Source organism: Faecalicoccus pleomorphus DSM 20574 (assembly GCF_000420345.1).
GTDB lineage: Bacteria > Bacillota_I > Bacilli_A > Erysipelotrichales > Erysipelotrichaceae > Faecalicoccus > Faecalicoccus pleomorphus.
Genome location: NZ_ATUT01000001.1, coordinates 145,796 through 164,964 on the forward strand (window position 1 = coordinate 145,796; position 19,169 = coordinate 164,964).

At 39.4% G+C, this 19,169-nt stretch carries 17 protein-coding genes; 11 read left to right on the top strand and 6 right to left on the bottom strand.

The window, feature by feature from the left end; all coding sequences use genetic code 11:
• The first annotated feature begins 9 nt into the window (after positions 1-9).
• The 4 genes from G413_RS0100655 to G413_RS0100670 all read left to right on the top strand — a co-directional run bounded on the left by G413_RS0100655 (position 10) and on the right by G413_RS0100670 (position 4,347).
• Entirely contained in the window at positions 10-846 is an 837-nt protein-coding gene (locus G413_RS0100655) for a 3-hydroxyacyl-CoA dehydrogenase family protein (protein ID WP_022789026.1), read from the top strand.
• Positions 847-914: 68 nt separating this feature from the next.
• Positions 915-1,694 (top strand): enoyl-CoA hydratase-related protein, encoded by a 780-nt coding sequence (locus tag G413_RS0100660; RefSeq protein WP_022789027.1) that lies wholly within the window; start codon positions 915-917, stop codon positions 1,692-1,694.
• Between the two features lie 15 nt (positions 1,695-1,709).
• Complete coding sequence (locus tag G413_RS0100665; RefSeq protein WP_022789028.1) at positions 1,710-3,263, top strand: acyl CoA:acetate/3-ketoacid CoA transferase; 1,554 nt, start codon at positions 1,710-1,712, stop codon at positions 3,261-3,263.
• 43 nt (positions 3,264-3,306) lie between these two features.
• Positions 3,307-4,347 (top strand): threonine aldolase family protein, encoded by a 1,041-nt coding sequence (locus tag G413_RS0100670; RefSeq protein WP_022789029.1) that lies wholly within the window; start codon positions 3,307-3,309, stop codon positions 4,345-4,347.
• Positions 4,348-4,384: 37 nt separating this feature from the next.
• Here G413_RS0100670 and G413_RS0100675 read toward each other — a convergent pair whose 3' ends face one another.
• The 6 genes from G413_RS0100675 to G413_RS0100700 form a co-directional block, all read right to left on the bottom strand.
• Positions 4,385-5,236, bottom strand: a complete 852-nt coding sequence (locus tag G413_RS0100675) for a YitT family protein (RefSeq protein ID WP_022789030.1) — start codon at positions 5,234-5,236, stop codon at positions 4,385-4,387.
• 120 nt (positions 5,237-5,356) lie between these two features.
• Positions 5,357-6,454, bottom strand: coding sequence for a metallophosphoesterase (locus G413_RS10575; RefSeq protein WP_022789031.1), 1,098 nt, complete (start codon positions 6,452-6,454; stop codon positions 5,357-5,359).
• Between the two features lie 2 nt (positions 6,455-6,456).
• Positions 6,457-7,197 carry an alpha/beta hydrolase gene (locus G413_RS0100685; RefSeq protein ID WP_276329713.1) on the bottom strand — a complete coding sequence of 247 codons (741 nt, stop codon included), beginning with the start codon at positions 7,195-7,197 and terminating at the stop codon, positions 6,457-6,459.
• A gap of 20 nt (positions 7,198-7,217) precedes the next feature.
• The gene (locus G413_RS0100690; RefSeq protein WP_022789033.1) at positions 7,218-8,426 is read right to left on the bottom strand and encodes an ATP-grasp domain-containing protein; all 1,209 of its coding nucleotides are present in this window, start codon (positions 8,424-8,426) and stop codon (positions 7,218-7,220) included.
• Positions 8,423-8,944, bottom strand: a complete 522-nt coding sequence (locus G413_RS0100695; RefSeq protein ID WP_022789034.1) for an NUDIX hydrolase — start codon at positions 8,942-8,944, stop codon at positions 8,423-8,425. The genes G413_RS0100690 and G413_RS0100695 overlap by 4 nt, the downstream gene beginning before the upstream one ends.
• A gap of 74 nt (positions 8,945-9,018) precedes the next feature.
• A complete protein-coding gene (locus G413_RS0100700) occupies positions 9,019-9,738 on the bottom strand; it encodes an N-acetylmuramoyl-L-alanine amidase family protein (protein WP_022789035.1) in 720 nt (239 codons plus the stop codon).
• Positions 9,739-9,852: 114 nt separating this feature from the next.
• Here G413_RS0100700 and G413_RS0100705 point away from each other — a divergent pair, with 114 nt between their 5' ends.
• The 7 genes from G413_RS0100705 to G413_RS0100735 all read left to right on the top strand — a co-directional run bounded on the left by G413_RS0100705 (position 9,853) and on the right by G413_RS0100735 (position 19,168).
• On the top strand, positions 9,853-10,596 hold the full coding sequence (locus G413_RS0100705; protein ID WP_022789036.1) for a segregation and condensation protein A: 744 nt from the start codon (positions 9,853-9,855) through the stop codon (positions 10,594-10,596).
• On the top strand, positions 10,589-11,137 hold the full coding sequence (scpB, locus tag G413_RS0100710) for an SMC-Scp complex subunit ScpB (RefSeq protein ID WP_022789037.1): 549 nt from the start codon (positions 10,589-10,591) through the stop codon (positions 11,135-11,137). Before G413_RS0100705 ends, scpB begins: the two co-directional genes overlap by 8 nt.
• Complete coding sequence (locus tag G413_RS0100715) at positions 11,137-11,865, top strand: pseudouridine synthase (protein ID WP_022789038.1); 729 nt, start codon at positions 11,137-11,139, stop codon at positions 11,863-11,865. Before scpB ends, G413_RS0100715 begins: the two co-directional genes overlap by 1 nt.
• On the top strand, positions 11,862-12,590 hold the full coding sequence (locus tag G413_RS10580; protein ID WP_022789039.1) for an RsmE family RNA methyltransferase: 729 nt from the start codon (positions 11,862-11,864) through the stop codon (positions 12,588-12,590). The genes G413_RS0100715 and G413_RS10580 overlap by 4 nt, the downstream gene beginning before the upstream one ends.
• Positions 12,590-13,888 carry a tRNA (N(6)-L-threonylcarbamoyladenosine(37)-C(2))-methylthiotransferase MtaB gene (gene mtaB / locus G413_RS10585; protein ID WP_022789040.1) on the top strand — a complete coding sequence of 433 codons (1,299 nt, stop codon included), beginning with the start codon at positions 12,590-12,592 and terminating at the stop codon, positions 13,886-13,888. The genes G413_RS10580 and mtaB overlap by 1 nt, the downstream gene beginning before the upstream one ends.
• A complete protein-coding gene (locus G413_RS0100730) occupies positions 13,879-15,327 on the top strand; it encodes a UDP-N-acetylmuramoyl-L-alanyl-D-glutamate--2,6-diaminopimelate ligase (RefSeq protein ID WP_022789041.1) in 1,449 nt (482 codons plus the stop codon). Before mtaB ends, G413_RS0100730 begins: the two co-directional genes overlap by 10 nt.
• Before the next feature lie 148 nt (positions 15,328-15,475).
• Complete coding sequence (locus G413_RS0100735) at positions 15,476-19,168, top strand: hypothetical protein (RefSeq protein ID WP_022789042.1); 3,693 nt, start codon at positions 15,476-15,478, stop codon at positions 19,166-19,168.
• Position 19,169: the final 1 nt, after the last annotated feature.

Consider the following 19,169-nt stretch of genomic DNA (forward strand, 5'->3'; position numbering starts at 1 on the left):
GAATTCAACATGACATTAAAAGTAGGTGTAGTCGGCGCCGGTACAATGGGACAAGGTATCGCAAATGCGTTTGCGACAGCTGGAAACCAGGTAACTGTAGTCGATGTGAAACTGGAATGGGCACAGAATGGTGTCAACAAGATTTTTGCTTCTAAAGACAAATTAGTCACAAAAGGAAAAATCTCTCAGGAAGCTGCCGATGCTGCCAAAGCAAACCTAAAAGCTGGTGAATATGCGGATCTGGCTGATTCAGATTTGATCGTTGAAGCTGTATTGGAAGTTATGGATGTGAAAAAAGAATTGTTCACAAAATTGGATGAAATCGTAAAAGATGACTGCATTTTCGGTTCTAACACGTCCAGCTTAAGCATTACAGAAATTGCCAATGGTATCAAACATCCGGTAATTGGTATGCATTTCTTCAATCCGGCAGATCGTATGAAATTAGTCGAAGTTATCTCTGGTGCAAATACACCGGCTGAAGTAAAAGACAAAGTCATCGAAATCTCTAAGGCAATCGGAAAAACACCGGTTGAAGTCAATGAAGGACCTGGATTTGTCGTAAACCGTATCTTAGTTCCAATGATCAACGAAGCAACTTTCATTCTTCAGGAAGGAATTGCTTCTGCCAGCGACATTGATACAGCAATGCAGTTAGGCGCTAACCATCCAATGGGACCTTTGGCTTTAGGCGATCTGATCGGTTTGGATATCGTTGAAGCAATCATGGACGTTCTGTATCATGAAACAGGAGATTCTAAATACCGTGCCAGCACCTTGTTGAGAAAAATGGTACGTGCCGGTAAATTAGGACGTAAGACTGGAGAAGGTTTCTACAAGTATTAATATTTACTTGAACCGATAAGGCGAACCGTTTCTGGTTTCGCCTTTTTTTCAAAAGAGAGGATACTATCATGGAAAATGTAATTTTAGAAAAACAAGGACATGTATCGATCATTACGATCAATCGTGAAAAAGCATTAAACGCGTTGAGTACTGCCGTTTTAAAAGACTTGGAAGAAGCAGTCAATACAGTAGAAGCGGACAAAGATACGTATTGTGCCGTCATTACCGGTGCTGGATCTAAAAGCTTTGTAGCCGGTGCTGATATTGCGGAAATGAAAGATAAAACAGTAGAAGAAGCTGCTGAATATGGCGCTTACGGAAATAAGATCTTCCGCATGATTGAAACTATGCATTGCCCGGTTATTGCCGCTGTTAACGGATTTGCCTTAGGTGGTGGATGTGAATTAGCTATGAGCTGTGACATTCGTGTAGCCAGTGAAAATGCCGTATTTGGACAACCGGAAGTTGGTTTGGGTATCACACCAGGTTTTGGTGGAACACAGCGCTTAGCTCGCTTAGTACCGGCTGGTATTGCCAAAGAAATGATCTTTACGGCTCGTAATATCAAAGCTGACAAAGCTTTAGCCATTGGTTTGGTCAACAATGTTGTTCCGGCTGAAGAATTGATGCCAACGGTATTAAAGATGGCCAAAGGTATTGCCAAAAATGCACCAATAGCCGTTGCTTATGCCAAAAAAGCAATCAACAATGGTCTGCAGACAGATATTGACAGTGCCATTGAAATTGAAGTCAAAGAATTCTCCAGCTGCTTTGCCACAGAAGATCAAACCTATGGTATGGAATGCTTTGTGAATAAAGTAAAAGAAAAAGAATTTAAGAACAAATAGAAGGAGGTAGTTTCAATGGCAAAAATTTTATCAGCCGAAGAAGCTGTTTCTTTGATCAAAGATGGTGATACTGTCGGTATCAGTGGATTTATCGGAATGGGACATCCGCAGGAATTAAGTATCGCCGTAGAAGAAAGCTTTTTGAAAACCGGACATCCACGTGATCTGACCGTTATGTTTTCTGCCGGAATGGGTGATGGTACTGACCGTTTAGGTGCCAACCATTTAGGACATGAAGGCTTATTAAAACGAATCGTGGCCGGACACTGGGGATTGATTCCGACGTTTCAAAAATTGGTTTTTGAAAATAAAGTAGAAGGCTATAACTTGCCTTTAGGAACCATTTCTTTGTTGTTCCGTGAAATTGCCGGTCATCGCCCGGGTGTTATTACTAAAATCGGTTTAAAAACATTCATCGATCCTCGTTTGGAAGGAGCTAAGATGAATGAAAAAACACGTCAGGCAGAAGATTTGGTAGAACTGATTGAAATGGATGGGGAAGAATGGTTACGTTATAAATCCTTCCCAGTCAATGTCGCATTGCTTCGTGGTACCTATGCCGATGAAGATGGTAACGTAGTCATGACGCAGGAAGCTGGTACGCTGGATTCCTTATCGATCGCACAGGCAGTTAAAAACTCTGGTGGAACTGTCATCGTACAGGTTAAAGATATCGTACAAAATGGTACATTACCGGCTCGTGAAGTAAAAATTCCGGGTATTTATGTCGATGCGTTGGTTATCGGAAAACCGGAAAATCATTGGCAAACATTCTCACAGGAATATAATCCGTCTTACTCTGGGGAAGTTCGTGTACCGGTGGATTCTATTGAACCAATGCCATTAAATGCACGTAAGGTTGTTTGTCGAAGAGCTGCTATGGAATTGGATCCAAAAGCAATCATCAACTTAGGTATTGGTATGCCGGAAGGTATTGCCAATGTAGCCAATGAAGAAGGATTACCGGGTCTAAAATTGACGGTAGAAACCGGAGGAATCGGTGGAGTACCGATGAGCGGTACAGCCTTTGGTGCCTGTACAAACCCGGATGCGATGATCGATCAGCCATATCAGTTTGACTTCTATGATGGCGGTGGATTGGATCAGGCTTTCTTGGGATTGGCAGAATGTGATCGTCACGGAAACATCAACGTTTCTCGTTTTGGACCGAAGATTGCCGGCTGTGGAGGATTCATCAACATCACACAGACTGCTCCTGTTGTGGTTTACTGTGGAACCTTTACCGCAAAGGGCTTAAAGGAAACCATTGGTAATGGTAAGCTGGAAATCGTACAGGAAGGGCAGATCAAAAAGTTCAAAAATGAAGTGGAACAGATTACATTTGCCGCTGAATATGCTGCACAAACAGGACAGAAAGTCATGTATATTACTGAACGTGCTGTCTTTGAACTGTTAGATGGTGTATTGACCTTAACAGAAATTGCACCGGGTATTGATTTGGAAAAAGATGTTCTGGCACAGATGGAATTTAAACCGGCTATTGCCGAAGATTTAAAATTGATGGATGCCCGTTTATTCACGGATGAAAAAATGGGATTGTTAAAATAAGCGGAGTACTTTTATAAGTACTCTCTTTTTGAAAGGAGAATCTATGTTATTTTTTCGAAATGACTATGGACAAGGCTGTATTCCGGAAATTTTAGAACAGATGAATCAGACCAATATGCAAAGTCATGTAGGCTATGGAGAAGATGAAATCTGCATGCATGCTAAACAATTGATTCAATCTAAGATGGTGGATCATACAGTTGATGTTCATTTTATCTCCGGTGGTACGTTGACCAACCAAACTGTGATCAAATCCATGCTTCGTCCCTTTGAAGCAGTAATTTCTTGCGATACCGGCCATATCGCAACACATGAAACAGGAGCTATCGAAGCCACCGGTCATAAGGTTATCACCGTACAAAATGTGAATGGAAAACTGACACCGGCATTGATTCAAAAATCATTTGATGAGCACATGTTGACCTATGAACATCTGGTGTATCCAAAGATGGTCTATATTTCCAATGCCACAGAATTTGGTACCGTCTATACAAGAGAAGAGCTTACAGCCTTACATGAAAAGTGCCAGGAACTTGGTTTATATCTATATATGGATGGGGCAAGACTGGGCGCTGCTTTGATGTCCGGTGTCGATTATTCATTAAATGATTTGGCTGCCTGGTGTGATGTATTTTATATTGGTGGCACAAAAAATGGCGCTCTAATGGGAGAAGCCGTTGTGATCATCAACGATAGCTTAAAGCCTTATTTTCGCTTTTGTATGAAACAAAACGGAGCCATGATGGCGAAAGGTTGGTTATTAGGAATCCAGTTTGCGGGTTTGTTTGAAAACGATGCGTTTTATACAGTTGCCAAACATGCCAATGAAATGGCAGCACAGATTCAGGATGCTTTGTTTGATCTGAAATATCCATTTTTAATGAAGAGCGACACCAATCAGATCTTCCCGGTTGTCAATGAGAATGAATATGTTTTTTTGAAAGAAAAAGTAGATTTTGAGCTTTGGGAAAATCGGAAAGAAGGAAAGGTCATTCGTTTTGTGACCAGCTGGAGCACTACACAAGAGCAGGTAGATGCCCTGATTACCTTATTAAAACAGGCGAAAGAATTAAAAGAAGAATAGTTGTAAACAGGCGATAGTATCCAGCTGCCGCCTGTTTTTATTGATATTGCTTCTTAGAGGAAAAGCCTCGTCCCAGAACTTCACTGACACGACTGACGATCATAAACGCATCCGGATCGATCTGATGAGTCAGCTTTTCAATCTTTGAAAGTTCACGATTGGAAACAACACTTAGAATTACAGATTGATCTTGATGAGAATAACCACCTTTTCCCTGCAACAATGTGATACCACGATCGACATCTTTTAAAATGGAAGATGCGATTTGTTCATGATGCGGACTGATGATCTTCACTTCGGTCTTTGTCGTACCCATTAAAAGAACTTTATCTAAAACGATCGATGTCAACAAGATCAGTATGATACCATACAATAATCTTTCTAAAGGATTGTACAATGTCTGTGAAGATAGAATGATAAAATCAAAGACATATAAACTCATGGATACCGGAATCTTAAAAAAATGATGAAGCACCAAAGGGGGAATATCCATGCCACCGGTACTGGCTCCGCTTCGAATCACGATACCCAAGGCCAGTCCAATACCCAAACCTGCAAAGATCGTATTTAACAGTTCATTGTCAGTGATCACAAGATTTCCTAACAGCTGATTGAAAAATTCCAGTGCCATCGGATATACCAATGTAGATACGATCGTTGTCATCGCAAACTTTTTTCCTAATATCAAAAATCCTATCAACAACATTAAAAGATTAAATACCAGCACAAATAAGGAGACTGGTAACGACAAATAATGGTTTAAAAACAGGGCAATACCGGTCGTACCGGAACTCATTAAACTGGTGGGTAAGATAAACAGTTTTACAACCAGGGCATATAAGAAATTTCCGAAGATGACCGGAATTACAGATCGTACAATCTTTATCATAAAACCTCCTAAAAAAACACGCCAGTCAGAAAAATAAATTTTCCCTAACAAGCGTGGATCAAGGCATTTGCCTAATACAGAGATATTGTATCGAATGTTGATCAAAAAGAAAAGAGTAAATTAATAGTTTAGCTTTCTTAGATTTTTTAAATATGTCCATCCCAGTACACCATCTTTTTTGATTTGTGCTTTGTCCCGATATTCACGTACGATCTTTACAATATCTCCTTCTTTTAAAGGTATTTGATAATTGGTATAGTCTGAGGCATACCATTTGCCGTGGCGCTGTTCAATAAATTCATTATCAACCCAAAAAGCACGTTTTAAATGGAGACAATAAATATAGGACTGGTAACGCTCCTTCTTTAAAATTTCGATCTCACCGCGGTTCCAAGTCACAAACAAAGGAATTTGATTTTGATAATCTACACTTTGTATGCAGATGGCTGTGGGTAAGTCATCGTATCGTTTGACATCTACATGATGTTGTTCAAAGATCAGTGCATTTAACTGACCTCCTTTTTTGACGATGTTGCCGCCATCGATGCTGTAGATGTTCTTTTTTGGATCGTAGAGTGGATCAAAACTGGCAATGTATTTCTGATATTCAGTAACCGGCATATGACCACAAATAACTTTCTTTTCAAAAGTCTGTTTCGTTTCAAAAAACATAGGAGTGGTCATGGTGATCTTAAAGTCATCACCATATTGTTTTTCCGATGCGATACCGGCATGGGTAAAAATCATATCAGGTGTTTCAATCACATGAGGAAGATCATTAATAAAGGCCATTTCTTTGAGAAAGTGCTTTCGAAGCGTTGCGCAATAGACTTCCATATCCGTATTTTTATTCAAAGACATTCCGATTTCATTAGCCATTTCATGAAGAACTGAATTCTTTCTTGTCAATAAGATTTGTTTTAAAAAATCAAGACGATACGATAAAAAGGCATTTTTTACGGTGAAGTCACAATTTCCCATTAAGGCATACGCATTTCCTTGTTCACAAAGTTGGATGATATAGCGCAATGTCGTAAGGTTTTCTTCTCCTTTTTCCAAAAGATCACCGGCTAAGATTAGACGATCGTTTGAATTATCGTAATGACAAAGTGACAATACATGTTTTAACGCTTTTAAATTGCCGTGGATATCACTGATCACGATTGTTTTTCCTTGTTGAAAAGCCGGTAAATTTAAAACTACAGGTTTACGATTCATAACTACTCATAATAAAACAAAAAATCCAAGAATAAAGGCGCTTCTTCTTCCCAGGAACTTTCGGTGTGTTCCCCTTCCGGTTTGACATGAAAGAAGATTCTGGCACCATGCTCCTGTAATCGATTGGACAGTTCCGTACAAATTGTTGTTTCCTGTACAAAGGCATGTTTGCCATTTCCTTCCAGAGCACCCCAGGACATATAGAAAAAGGATGGTTGATCAAAAAATGTTTGATCGGCTTCCATCAGGAAATAATCCGCCGTAGGGATCAAGTATGGTGAGATCACTAAAGAGCGAGAATAAATATCGCGATAGCGCATACCCGCAAACAAAGCCATTTCACCACCACAACTGGAACCGGCGATCCATGTCGTTTCTCGCTGCGGTAAAGTCGGGAAGTGAGCATCAATATAAGGCTTGAGTTCATTGACGAAAAAATCCATTGTCTTTTCGCCTAAACCAGTCTGCTGCACCTGCAGCTCCGCATCGGCAAAAGGGTAGGGACTATATTCATTCAAGCGGTCATTACCATGGTGTGAACACTCCTGACCAACTACGATCATATCCTTTTTGCCTTCGATGATATGCCATGCCAAATTCCATGATTTTCCATAAGTCGCATCTTCATCATGAAAAAGATTATGTCCGTCAAACATGTATAAAACCGGATATCGTTTTTGAGAATATAAATAATCATCCGGTAAGTACATGTGGATCTTCCTTTGTTTCTGCAGGGCGGACATGTATAGGTCAAACTTTAAAATCACTTGTTTCGATCCTTTCTTGTAGATTCCTGAAATGCGATCGCAAAGAAGGAATCCCTTTCTTCTACTGTACGGAAACGACACGCCAAAGTCACATCACCCATCGTAGCCGCATAGGCTTCCGGAAGATAGGTCGTGGCAATCCATTGATCTTTATACATCTTTTCAATCTCTTCCACACGATATTTATAGGCAATCGAATTTCGTCTTCCCGCAAAGCCGGCCGATTCACGGGCAATATGCATATAATCTCCCTGTTGCGTTAATAATACCTGTGCCCAGATATCATAGACATCCAAAGAACCGGCATAGTTCATCAGATCTGGGGCAAAACCTCCCGGTGGACGGAAGTTGACTTCCAATCCAATGACCGCCCCTTTTTTACCCAAACCTTCTTTGTCTTTAGTCAAACGGAAGAACTCGCAGTGAAAGAACCGGTTTTTTAGGGCAAAGGCATGAATGGTACGTTGGGCAATGCTTCGATATTCATCACTGATTGTAAAGGCCGTATAAGCACCGATCGATTGCTGGTACTGTACACTGTCCATACAGTTGCCGACATATTCTAAAGAATTCAAATAACGAATCGTTCCTTCCTGATCGCATACACCATCTAAAGTGAAGACATCGCCTTCAATGTATTCTTCCAAGATCATCTGGTGTTCCTTGGTCAAATCTAAATACTTGATCAGATCTTCATCGTTTTTGATTGTATAAGTAAAGGAGGCACCTACACCATGATCGGGCTTTAAAACCAGAGGATAACCGATCTTTTTGGCAAACTGTAAGGCGTTTTCCTTAGAATCCACCAAATCGTATCGAGCGGTTGGGATGTTGGCCTTTTCATAGTATTTTTTCATGGCTGCCTTACTTTGGTATTCCTGAATAGTCTTGTAGCTAAAGCCAGTCTTTACATTAAAATCATCGCGTAAACGAGCATCCAGATCGAGCCAAGCTTCATTGTTGGATTCGATCCAGTCGATCTTTCCATATTTGAACGTAAAATAACCAACTGCACGAAGCATCTCATCGTAATTGTTGAAATTGGAAACGACATAACATTCATCGATGTTTTCTTTTAATTCCGGTAATAAATTGTCATAGGCCGTATCGACGATGGCCAAAACTGTCGCTCCGTATTTTTTTAATCCCCGGCAAAACATCCAGTAGTTTTCAGGGTAGTTGGGTGAAATCATGATAAAATTCATTTGACATCTCTCCTTTCCAAAAGTGCATATTGCAGGGCAATGATTGTTTTTCCATCAATGATCTGATTGTTTTGAAGCATTTGTTGTATTTCTTTGAGATCAATCCATACTTTGGTAATTTCTTCATCTTCATCCATAGCCAGCTTATGTTTTGTTACATAAGGTTCTATAGCTTCATAAAGCCAGATGACTTCATCACAAAATCCAGGGGTCGATACAAAGTGTATGATCGGTTTTAAACGCTTGCATTCATAGCCGGCTTCTTCGTTTAATTCGCGAAGACCGGCAGTCATGGGATCTTCTCCATATTCAAGCTTACCGGCAGGAATCTCCAGCGTTTCCTGATCAATCGCATGACGCATTTGTTTGACCAACAAAACTTTATCATCGACGATCAAAAGCACACCGACACCACCGGGATGGCGAATGATATCGCGTCTGTATTCTTTATTATGGATCGTTACGTCTATTTGTTCTAAAGTAAAAATTTTCCCTTTAAAGATCTCTTTATTTTCCATATATTTTCATCTTCTTTCATAGTTTTCATTATATCAAAAAAACCGGTCTTTCTCAAAGAAACACCGGTAAAAGTTCAGTCAATTTGTGCTAAGATAGCTTCGGCAATCGAGCGGGCAATTCGATCCTGATAATCTTCATTGGTTAAGTTGGTATAATCCTCGGTATTGCTTAAATAACCTAACTCGATCATGATCGTAGAAAGTGATTGATCCATAAGGATTGGAAAGTTTTCATAGTGATCACTGTCTAAACCATTAAAGCGAGAATAGTTGATAGACATCAGCTTTTCGTTGATCGCATTGCACAGATCAATCAATTCTTCCTTGGGATGGGTAAAAAGAGAGTATCCCTGAATGGTCGTATCGACATCATCGCTCATATGAATACTGATCAAATACTGCGCATTTTGATCTTTAGCCAGCTGGATGCGCTGCTTGCTGGAATCGACTTCATTGGCTGAAACAATTGTTGAATCATCGGTTCTTGTATAAACGACATTGTATTCTGCCTGTGCAAGATAATTACCTATTTTTTGTACAATTTGTAAATTAATGTCCTTTTCCGGTGTATGATCACCGCTTGTATAGCCGGTATCAATACCACCACCGCCGGCATCCAGACAGATCGTTGCTTTGGAGTGTGAAATACCCATGTCGATCGTATCATTTGTCTTTGCGTTAGTTGTTGTGTTGGTTGGTGTACGCACCTGAGGTTCATGGACAGTTGAAAGATTTGGCTGTACGATCAATGCCATGATCAGGGCTGCTATTAAAAACCACAAAGCTCTTTTCATGGGTTCACCCCCTAAAATCTTTATCATCATATCATAAAAGGGTGTCTTTGACATCCATTAGTCCTACTTTCTTGTTGTCTGAAAATTTGTTATACTGTGATATGGTGAGTGAATGTGGAATTTAAAGTAACGATCGATCAGTTTGAAGGTCCATTGGATCTGATGCTGCATCTGATCAAAGAGAATAAATTAGATCTTTTTGACTTAGATATGCTTGTTTTGGCTAATCAATATATAGATTTTATTCATCAAATGAAAGATCTTCATTTGGAAGTAGCCAGTGAATATTTAAGTGAGCTTGCTTCTTTGGTGGAATATAAAAGCCGTAAGCTTTTACCACGTGAAGAAGTGGTCGTAGAAGAAGAATATGAAGAAGAGACACAAAGACAAAGACTGGTCGAACGTTTATTGGAATATCAGCGCTATAAAGAAGTATCGGCTTCTTTAAAAGATTCTTTTGAACAAAGACAGCTGCATTTTTCAAGACCGGCGGCTTCTTTGATTGAGTCATGGGCAAAACCAATCGAAATAGATGATCTTCCAACACAATCACCTTATGAGCTGGTCAAAGCTATGCAGCGTGTGATGCATCGCATGATCTTATTACAGCCTTATGAGACAAAAGTAACGATCAAGGAGTTATCAGTGGAAGAACGACTCGAACAAATTCAACGCTTTTTAAATACGATCGATCACCCGATCACTTTTGAAAAGCTTTGTTCGGACTGTACCAATCTGCATATGATCGTTGTTACGTTTTTAGCTATATTAGATTTGATCCATCAGAAAATGTTGGATTTTACAATCAATGAAGAGGATCAGATTTATCTCAAGAAAGGAGAGCAGCTTCATGCATGATATAAAAGCACTGGTGGAAGGCTTGATTTTTCTAAGTGGAGAGGAAGGACTTTCCATGATCCAGATACAAAATGCTCTACAAATTGAAGAAAGCCAGAAAGTACTGGATGCGCTTCTTTCTTTAAAGGAGGAATATGCCTCGCCTGCAAAAGGAATTGAGTTAGTGGAATATGCCAGCCGATATAAATTTGTCACTAAAGACTTTGTGTATCCGTTTGGACAAAAACTTTTTGAAAATATTCAACATCCGACACTTTCACAGGCTGCCATCGAAACCCTTGCGATTATTGCCTATAAACAGCCGGTTACACGTGTGGAAATTGAAGAGATTCGCGGGGTCAACTGTGAGATGATGTTAAAGAAGCTGCAGGCCAGAGGTTTGATCGAAGCAAAAGATCGATTGGATGTCGTAGGAAAGCCTTTACTGTATCAGGTGACCGATACTTTTTTAGATACATTTCAATTAGAGACGATCAAAGAACTTCCTGAGCTTCCAAAGCCACAGGAAGAACAAGAGTTGTTTCATGAGGAGGAACAATAATGGAACGATTACAAAAAGCCATTGCCCAGTCTGGTTTTTGTTCAAGACGAAAAGCCGAAGAGTATATCATTCAGGGAAAAGTCAAGGTAAACGGAAAAGTTGTCGATATCTTAGGAAGCAAAGTGAAGCCTAACGATACGATCACAATCAACGGACAGGCATTAGTGCGTGAAGATAAAGTGTATTATGTAATGAATAAACCTAAAGGCTGTGTTTGTACAAGCAAGGATGAACATAATCGAAAAACCGTATTGGATTATATTCACATTGATCAAAGAGTGTATCCGGTAGGAAGACTTGATTATGATACCAGTGGTGTCTTATTATTGACAAACGATGGCGATTTTACCAATAAGATGATCCATCCTCGTTATCATTTGCCCAAGACGTATATCGTAAATCTGCAGGGAATCTTAAGTGAAGACGATATTCGTAAGCTGCGTAAAGGGTTAAGTGATGGTAAGGAAACTTTTCTTCCGGCAAAAGTCTATATGTTGGAAACCGATCCGACAAGAGATCGCTGTCGTTTTGAACTTACGATCACGGAAGGAAAAAATCATCAGGTCAAAAATATGATGGCGATGTTAGGCCATGAGGTGCGACGCTTACATCGAAAGCGTTTTGGTTTTATCGAAGCGGATACCCTAAAACCGGGCGAAATTCGGCAGTTAAAGCCATATGAAGTCAAAAAACTTTTGTATCTGGCCAATCAGGGAGAAACAAAATGAAACAAGTATTTGTAGAAGAGGCTTGTCAATTACACTCCAAGGTTCTTTTGGATACCAAACAGGCGCATCATTTATTTGATGTATTGCGTATCGAACAAAAAGAAACGGTGCGCGTAATCAGTAAACAAGGTGGTGCCTTTTTAGCTAAGCCGTTACAAAAGCCATATTTATATATCACGGATGAGATCGAAGTACCTGCTACCTTGCATCACATTACGCTTTGTTGCGCACTGATCAAGCAGGATCGCTTTGAAGTTATGTTGCAAAAGGCATGTGAGTTGGGTGTCAGCCGAATTGTACCTTTCGACAGTCGTTTTTCCATTGTCAGACTGGATGAAAAGAAAAAGGAAAAAAAGTATGAACGCTGGCAACAGATCATATTGGATGCCTGCAAACAATGCAATCGCAATGATTTAGTACAGCTAGAACCCATTCAAAGCATTGAAACCCTGCATAACTATCAGGGAAAATGCAATCTGGTCTGTTATGAAAAACAAAACGAAGCATCGATGCATTTGGCATCGTATTTAAAAGATGATCCCAAATCGGTTTCCATCGTAATCGGTCCGGAAGGTGGATTCGATGTTAATGAGATCGATATCTTACAGGATGATCACTTTATTCCGGTTACCTTGGGAAAAAGAATCTTGCGTGCTGAAACGGCAGCGATTTATGCGTTATCCTGTATTGATTATCAACATGCTTTATCAAAGGAGGAAAAGTAGTGCGATTCAGTATTACGACACTAGGCTGTAAGGTCAACAGCTATGAATCCAATTATTATAAAGAACAGCTGGAAAAACATGGTCATCAAATGGTGGAAACTAACAGCCCCTGCGATGTTTGTATCATCAATACATGCACTGTAACAAATACAGCGGCTGCTAAATCTCGACAAAAGATTCATTCTTTAAAAAAGACACATCCTAATGCCTTGATCGTTGTGGTTGGTTGTTATGTACAACATGCCGATCAACAGGAAAGAGAAAAGCTGAATGTGGATTTGATCATTGGCGCCAATCATAAAAATGAACTGGTTATGCGAATCGAAGAACTCTTAAAGGACCATGTCCGTAAGGACCTGGTGGAAGATATCCGAGACTTTACATCCTTTGAAGAAATGCCGATTCATGTCTATGAGTCCAAGCACCGCGCTTTCTTAAAGATTGAAGATGGCTGTAATCAATTCTGCAGCTATTGTGCAATTCCATATGCCAGAGGAAGACAACGCTCTTTATCTAAAGAAAAGGTTATAGAAATTGCACAGTCTTTATCTAATAAAGGACATTATGAAATCGTTTTGACAGGAATTCATACCGGTCGTTATCAAGATGGAGATACAACGCTGGCCAAACTGTTAAAAGAATTGTTAGAAAAAACAGATGAACGGGTTCAGTATCGAATTTCAAGTATTGAAATTACCGAAGTGGATGATGAACTGATTGATTTGATGAAACAGACCACAAGAATCTGTCGTCATTTGCATATTCCGATTCAATCTGGCTGTAACGAAACTTTACAGCGTATGAATCGTCCTTACACGATCGAAGAATTTCAACAACGATTGGATCATATACGAAAAGAAATACCTGATATTTCCATCTCTACTGATGTGATTGTCGGCTTTGTACAGGAGAGTGAAGAAGAGTTTGAAACAACGTATAAAAATCTTGAAGATTGTGCTTTTTCTTTCTTACACGTTTTTCCATACTCTAAGCGCAACGGCACCGCTGCCAGCAGGATGAAAGGGGAAGTGCATGGCTCGATCGTCAAAGAAAGAGTCAATAAACTATTAGCACTTTCCAACAAACTTCGTCAAAATGATATGGAACGCTTTACCGATTTAGAAGTCTTGATTGAAAAACAAGACCAGGATGGTGTGTATCATGGCTATTGCCAACAATATCATCCCGTTAAGATTTATAGTGATGTTCCTCTTTCTACACGTATTCATGTAACGTGGAATGAAATCAAGGATCATACTTATATTGTGTTAAAGAAAGAAGGATCGTTATGCGACTAAGCAAGCTTTTTAAAAATGCACCGACTGTTAATGTGACGGGTCTATGTTTTGATTCACGAAAAGTGCAAAAAGGAGATCTGTATTTTTGTCTTCCGGGAATGACCTACGATGGACATGATTTTATTGCCCAGGCCGTAGAAAAAGGGGCGATTGGTATCGTTCATTCCAAAGAGATTGAAAATAAACTGGAAGGTGCTGTCTATATTCGTGTAGAAGATGTCGTTTTAGCCATGAACCAGTGTGCCCGAATTTTCTATGCCAAGCCTTCTGATAAAATGACAATGTATGGAATCACCGGCACCAACGGAAAAAGTACATGTGCCAATATCATCAAATATATTCGTGAGCTAAAAGAGCCTTGTGGCTATATCGGAACGATTGCGATTGAATATGGAAAGGTACGTTTAGCACCGGATCTGACAACACCGGATGCCCTGTTTCTTCAAAAGAAGCTCAGCGATATGGTAAGAGCCGGTATGAAATCTTGCGCTCTGGAAGTCAGCTCGCATGGTTTGGCACAACATCGTGTCGATGCGATTCGTTTTGATGTGGCAATCTTTACTAACTTTACTTATGATCATTTAGATTTTCATGGAACTATGGACAGTTACTTTAATGCCAAATCGATTTTGTTTAAAGATTTAGTTAAAGAAAATGGTGTGTCCGTATTAAATGTCGATGATGATAAGTTTGAAGATTTAAAGTCTTTATCCAAAGCCAGAGTTGTTACATATGGTATGGAAAAAGAATGTGATTATCGGGCAATCAATGTTCGTATTGATCCAGAATCCACGACTTTTGACCTTGTGTATCAGGAAAATATTTATCATGTAAAGAGCAGTCTTGTTGCGATGTACAATGTCTATAACTTATTAGCCTGTATTGCGGCTTTACATCAGACCGGCATGGATCTAGCCATCGTCTTACAAGCCTGCGCCAACATTCCGCAAATTGAAGGCCGTATGGAACAGATTGATTGTGGCCAGCCATTCCATGTGATTGTTGACTTTGCCCATACACCCGATGGTATGGAACAAATGTTACGATATGGAAGACACATCGCTCAGAATCATCGCGTCATCAGTGTTTTTGGTTCTGCCGGAAAACGTGATATTGCCAAACGTAAAGTCTTTGGAGAACTGGCGGATCAATATGCCGATTTGATCATACTGACAGAAGATGATCCAAGAGATGAAAATCCTAAAGACATCGCGTGTCAAATTAAAGAGGGAATTCAAAATACCCCAAGCGTATTTGTCGAAGATCGTTATGAGGCGATTCGTCAAGCCATTGATAACGCATCCGATGGGGATGTCATCTTGATCTTAGGTAAAGGCGATGAACCTTTTATGTATCATACAGAAGGACGTGTTCCATGGACAGGCGACAATAACTGCGCCAGAGAATGTCTTGCGCAAGCAGGCTATACAAAAGAATAAACAACAAAGTCATTCCCACGAATGACTTTTTATTATTGTTCCTATTAAATATATAGGCTTATGTGCGTATGTATGCTACTATGTAAATAGGATTATTTAATATTTTATTGACCAGAACATAAAATTATTCATTGAAGGGAGAAAGAGTATGAAACGTTTTAAGAAATTATCCACCACATTTTTAACAACTGTACTACTGGCCTGTAATACGATCACCAGTCCGGGGTTTGAGGTATGGGCACAGGAAGAAAAGATTCCTATAGACAATCCATCGGATGTTGACAAATCCATCGAAGAACCGGTTGAAGAAACAATTGTTCCAGAAGAGCCAGCAGTAGAAGAACCGGTGATCAATGCGCCGAGTCAAAATCATGAAGTTTCAATACCACAAACCACCGCAGAAGAACCAGTTGAACAAGAACAATTTCCTTCTTTTGAAAAGTCCATCGATATGAAAGATGGACCAACGGTAAAAGTAAATGCACCAGAAGGTGCATTTCCACAGGGGATACAAGTGGATATCCAAAAAATAGATGTCGATACGATTTATGATCTTCTACATGCACAGGATGAAACCATCAAAAAGGAAGAGGTAATCGCGCTTGATTTTGATTTCTATACAGAGAACTTGCATCATATAGAACCAAAACAAAAGATATCCATTACCCTGCAAAATCTGGATCTATCCAAAGATACAAAAGCCACTTTGTATCATTTACCAGATAAAAATGCCAAGCCTGAAAAAAAAGAACTTGCAACGTTCGATACCAATAAAAAACTAATTACATTTGAAAGTTCTTCTTTCAGTATTTACGCTTTGATAGTATCTCCTACAGAAACAAGCGAGACTATCCAGCCGGAAACTGTAGTTACGCCGGAAGAACAGCCGGCAGAAGAAGTTGAAGAACCATCCAGTTCAACCGATTACTATGATTCTTCCATCAATTTAGCACCCGGTACCAGTGATGCTTATTATGGTGGTGAAATCATAACAGTCTATGACAACATTTCTATATCCGGAAACAATACCGTGGTACCCGAAGGCGCTTATACCATTGTCTCCTTACCAAAGGCATCGTTTCAAAAACCAAGAGAAAGTGAAGTTTCCACGTCCTTTGACAATTTTAAGAACTTAGAAATCAAAGAAACGGATACCGATTTTCAGATTGTCTTAACGTATAAGACTTTATATGGCGGCTACAATGGGGGTACTCCCATTCGTGTAAATCTTTTACCGGGACAAGTTATCAATAATTCACAACATACAATCACCCAACAGTTCTTTAATAAAGATGGTAAAAAATTGACACAGGACAGTACCCAGATCATTAAGGCAAAGGCCACAATCGAAACTTTACAAAAGAAAGATTATGGAGCAACACAATTGATTAAAGAAGTGGATTCTGATTTTGTGATTAAAGAAGGTACGTATGTGGATTTTATAGCTTATTACTACAGTGTTCATTCGAATAAAAATGATCCACGAGATAGACGCCTATATGCGAAGATTCCCGAAGGAACCAAGGTGAAAGAAAATACGGGCTGGACGTATGAGCCAGAAACAAATCGATATTATAGAGATATTCCTAGAGATAAGTTTAATGATGGCTATGATTATACTCTAAGAAGATATAATACATATTATCGAACAATTACCTTGGATCTGGGAGGCATTGATTTATCCAGTTATGATGCCTCCAACAAGTCAAAAGAATTTAGAGTCGATTTTAGTATACAGCCGGTTGTCGATGGTATCGTCCAAAATGATTTAGGACCAAATACTGGTTACTACAGTAAACCTTATTATGTCTTAAAAGAAATACCCAAACCACAAGGTGCCTCGCCTAGCTGGGATATTGCGAAATATGAAAAAATCATAGATAAAGATTATCAACCGATTGATGGGTCAACTTATCCAATAGATTTTACTTATAAGTATACGACTATTTCCTATAATAAGGATTATTTGTATACACATCGTATGCGCTATACTTTAAAAAATATCTATGCCTGGTCTTTATCAAATGCCAATAGAGAAGATGAGAGTATTCGCGAATTGACCATCAGAGATTCCAGGGTGGATATTAGTCCTTATGTAGAACCGCATCAAATTCGTTTAATGGTGATAGGTTTAAATGAGGAGGATGCGAAATGGATGAAGGAACAATTAACTGGAACAAAAGCGTATGGAATTACTTCATCCGGACAAAAGGTGCTGATCAGTGATCATGTACCGATCCATATAGATCGTTCCTATAATGATTCTTTTGATGGTGAAGACTGGCAGACACTTTCAAACACAGAAAATTATACAAAAGTAGAATTTGTTTATCCCAATGGCGGAGTGACTTTGAAAGGAAAAGATCAAATCGAATGCTGCAAGTATGCCATTTATTCGGATGTCATTGGCCGTGTAAAAGAATCTACCTACCAAACCTTAAAAGAAAAAATCGATGCACACCAAGAGGCATTGTTGGGAGACACCACTGAGTATGCGAATACCTCGATTACAACCAGATACTATAAGTTTGCCGGTGATACCGAGCTTACTTCCAAAGAGGATACTCGTCAATTTGCCTGGACCACTGATATTATTCGCATGCAAATAGAAAAAATTATCAGATATAATAGTCTATCTATCACAAATGGAAGCCAGTTTTTTACCAACGATACAATTTCTTTAAGTGAGATGTATAGGCATTCTAGAATCGGAAATTTTTCTGAAGCAACAGAGCCGAAAAATTTAAATGTTTATTATTTAGTCCCGGATGGACTAGAACCCATAAAAAATACAAATACTTTTGAAAGTATCGAAGTCATTCGTGGATATAGAGATGGCATGAATTTAGTTATCGCCAAGCCAAAATCCATAACGATTCCTAAGCTAGATGGATCGTTGAGTCGAGATATATCTAATATCTTCGATTTGGACTTTACCGTCACGACTCGACTGGATATTGGAAAATATACCATATATTCTTGTATGTCTTACGATAATAATAAGATTGGTGTGGATCCAAACGGCAATCAATATGGGATTCTACAAGATTCGACACCAAGTGGGGTATGGAGTACGATCTTAAAAGATGGTGCCAATCGACCAGATGATCCGACAAAGTTTACAAATTTTTATTCTTCTTCCTTTACCATTTATCCGCCGAAGGTTATATCGTCTATCAAGGAAGTGAAGTTGACTTCAGAGCCGGATTCCAAATATGCATCCTCTCTTGGCAGCAAGGCGACGATTGGGGATCAAATTGATTATCGATGGGTACTAAAGAATAACTCCAATGCACCGATCGATCAACTGGAAATTCTAGATATCTTACCGGATAAGGGGGATCATGCGATTGTTCATAACGATCTTGGTGAGTATCCGGCTCGTGGTTCTTCATTTACAACGCCGCTTCTTTCCATAGAGGACAATAGTAAATTTGATTATTACTATTCAACGGATCCGGTTAAACAAACGACACAGGAAAACTATAAGGTCAACTGGTCCAGCTCAGTCGATGATATGAGCAAGGTCACGATGATCAAGGCTGTCCTAAAGAAAGGACAAACGATACCGGTGGGAGAAAATGCGTATATCGTTACGCACAATCAAATTGTCAATGATCCTAAGATTCAGGACGGAGACAAGGCATATAACTCCTTTGCGTATACTTTGAATGAGGGAACATCTTTTATGGAAGCCTTGCGAACCGAAGTGCAGGTAACGTATCCAAAACGAGATGTATTGGTAGAAAAAGTGAACATGGAAGATGATTCGTATAAATTATTTGGGGCACTTTTAATCTATACGAAGAAGGTACCGGAGAAAACGGAACGGATCGGTTGAT

Bases quoted from the DNA above. Each gene is read 5' to 3' on its own strand.
- G413_RS0100655 (WP_022789026.1), top strand. From the start codon at position 10: ATGACATTAAAAGTAGGTGTAGTCGGCGCCGGTACAATGGGACAAGGT.
- G413_RS0100660 (WP_022789027.1), top strand. From the start codon at position 915: ATGGAAAATGTAATTTTAGAAAAACAAGGACATGTATCGATCATTACG.
- G413_RS0100665 (WP_022789028.1), top strand. From the start codon at position 1,710: ATGGCAAAAATTTTATCAGCCGAAGAAGCTGTTTCTTTGATCAAAGAT.
- G413_RS0100670 (WP_022789029.1), top strand. From the start codon at position 3,307: ATGTTATTTTTTCGAAATGACTATGGACAAGGCTGTATTCCGGAAATT.
- G413_RS0100675 (WP_022789030.1), bottom strand. From the start codon at position 5,236: ATGATAAAGATTGTACGATCTGTAATTCCGGTCATCTTCGGAAATTTC.
- G413_RS10575 (WP_022789031.1), bottom strand. From the start codon at position 6,454: ATGAATCGTAAACCTGTAGTTTTAAATTTACCGGCTTTTCAACAAGGA.
- G413_RS0100685 (WP_276329713.1), bottom strand. From the start codon at position 7,197: ATGTCCGCCCTGCAGAAACAAAGGAAGATCCACATGTACTTACCGGAT.
- G413_RS0100690 (WP_022789033.1), bottom strand. From the start codon at position 8,426: ATGAATTTTATCATGATTTCACCCAACTACCCTGAAAACTACTGGATG.
- G413_RS0100695 (WP_022789034.1), bottom strand. From the start codon at position 8,944: ATGGAAAATAAAGAGATCTTTAAAGGGAAAATTTTTACTTTAGAACAA.
- G413_RS0100700 (WP_022789035.1), bottom strand. From the start codon at position 9,738: ATGAAAAGAGCTTTGTGGTTTTTAATAGCAGCCCTGATCATGGCATTG.
- scpB (WP_022789037.1), top strand. From the start codon at position 10,589: ATGCATGATATAAAAGCACTGGTGGAAGGCTTGATTTTTCTAAGTGGA.
- G413_RS0100715 (WP_022789038.1), top strand. From the start codon at position 11,137: ATGGAACGATTACAAAAAGCCATTGCCCAGTCTGGTTTTTGTTCAAGA.
- G413_RS10580 (WP_022789039.1), top strand. From the start codon at position 11,862: ATGAAACAAGTATTTGTAGAAGAGGCTTGTCAATTACACTCCAAGGTT.
- G413_RS0100730 (WP_022789041.1), top strand. From the start codon at position 13,879: ATGCGACTAAGCAAGCTTTTTAAAAATGCACCGACTGTTAATGTGACG.
- G413_RS0100735 (WP_022789042.1), top strand. From the start codon at position 15,476: ATGAAACGTTTTAAGAAATTATCCACCACATTTTTAACAACTGTACTA.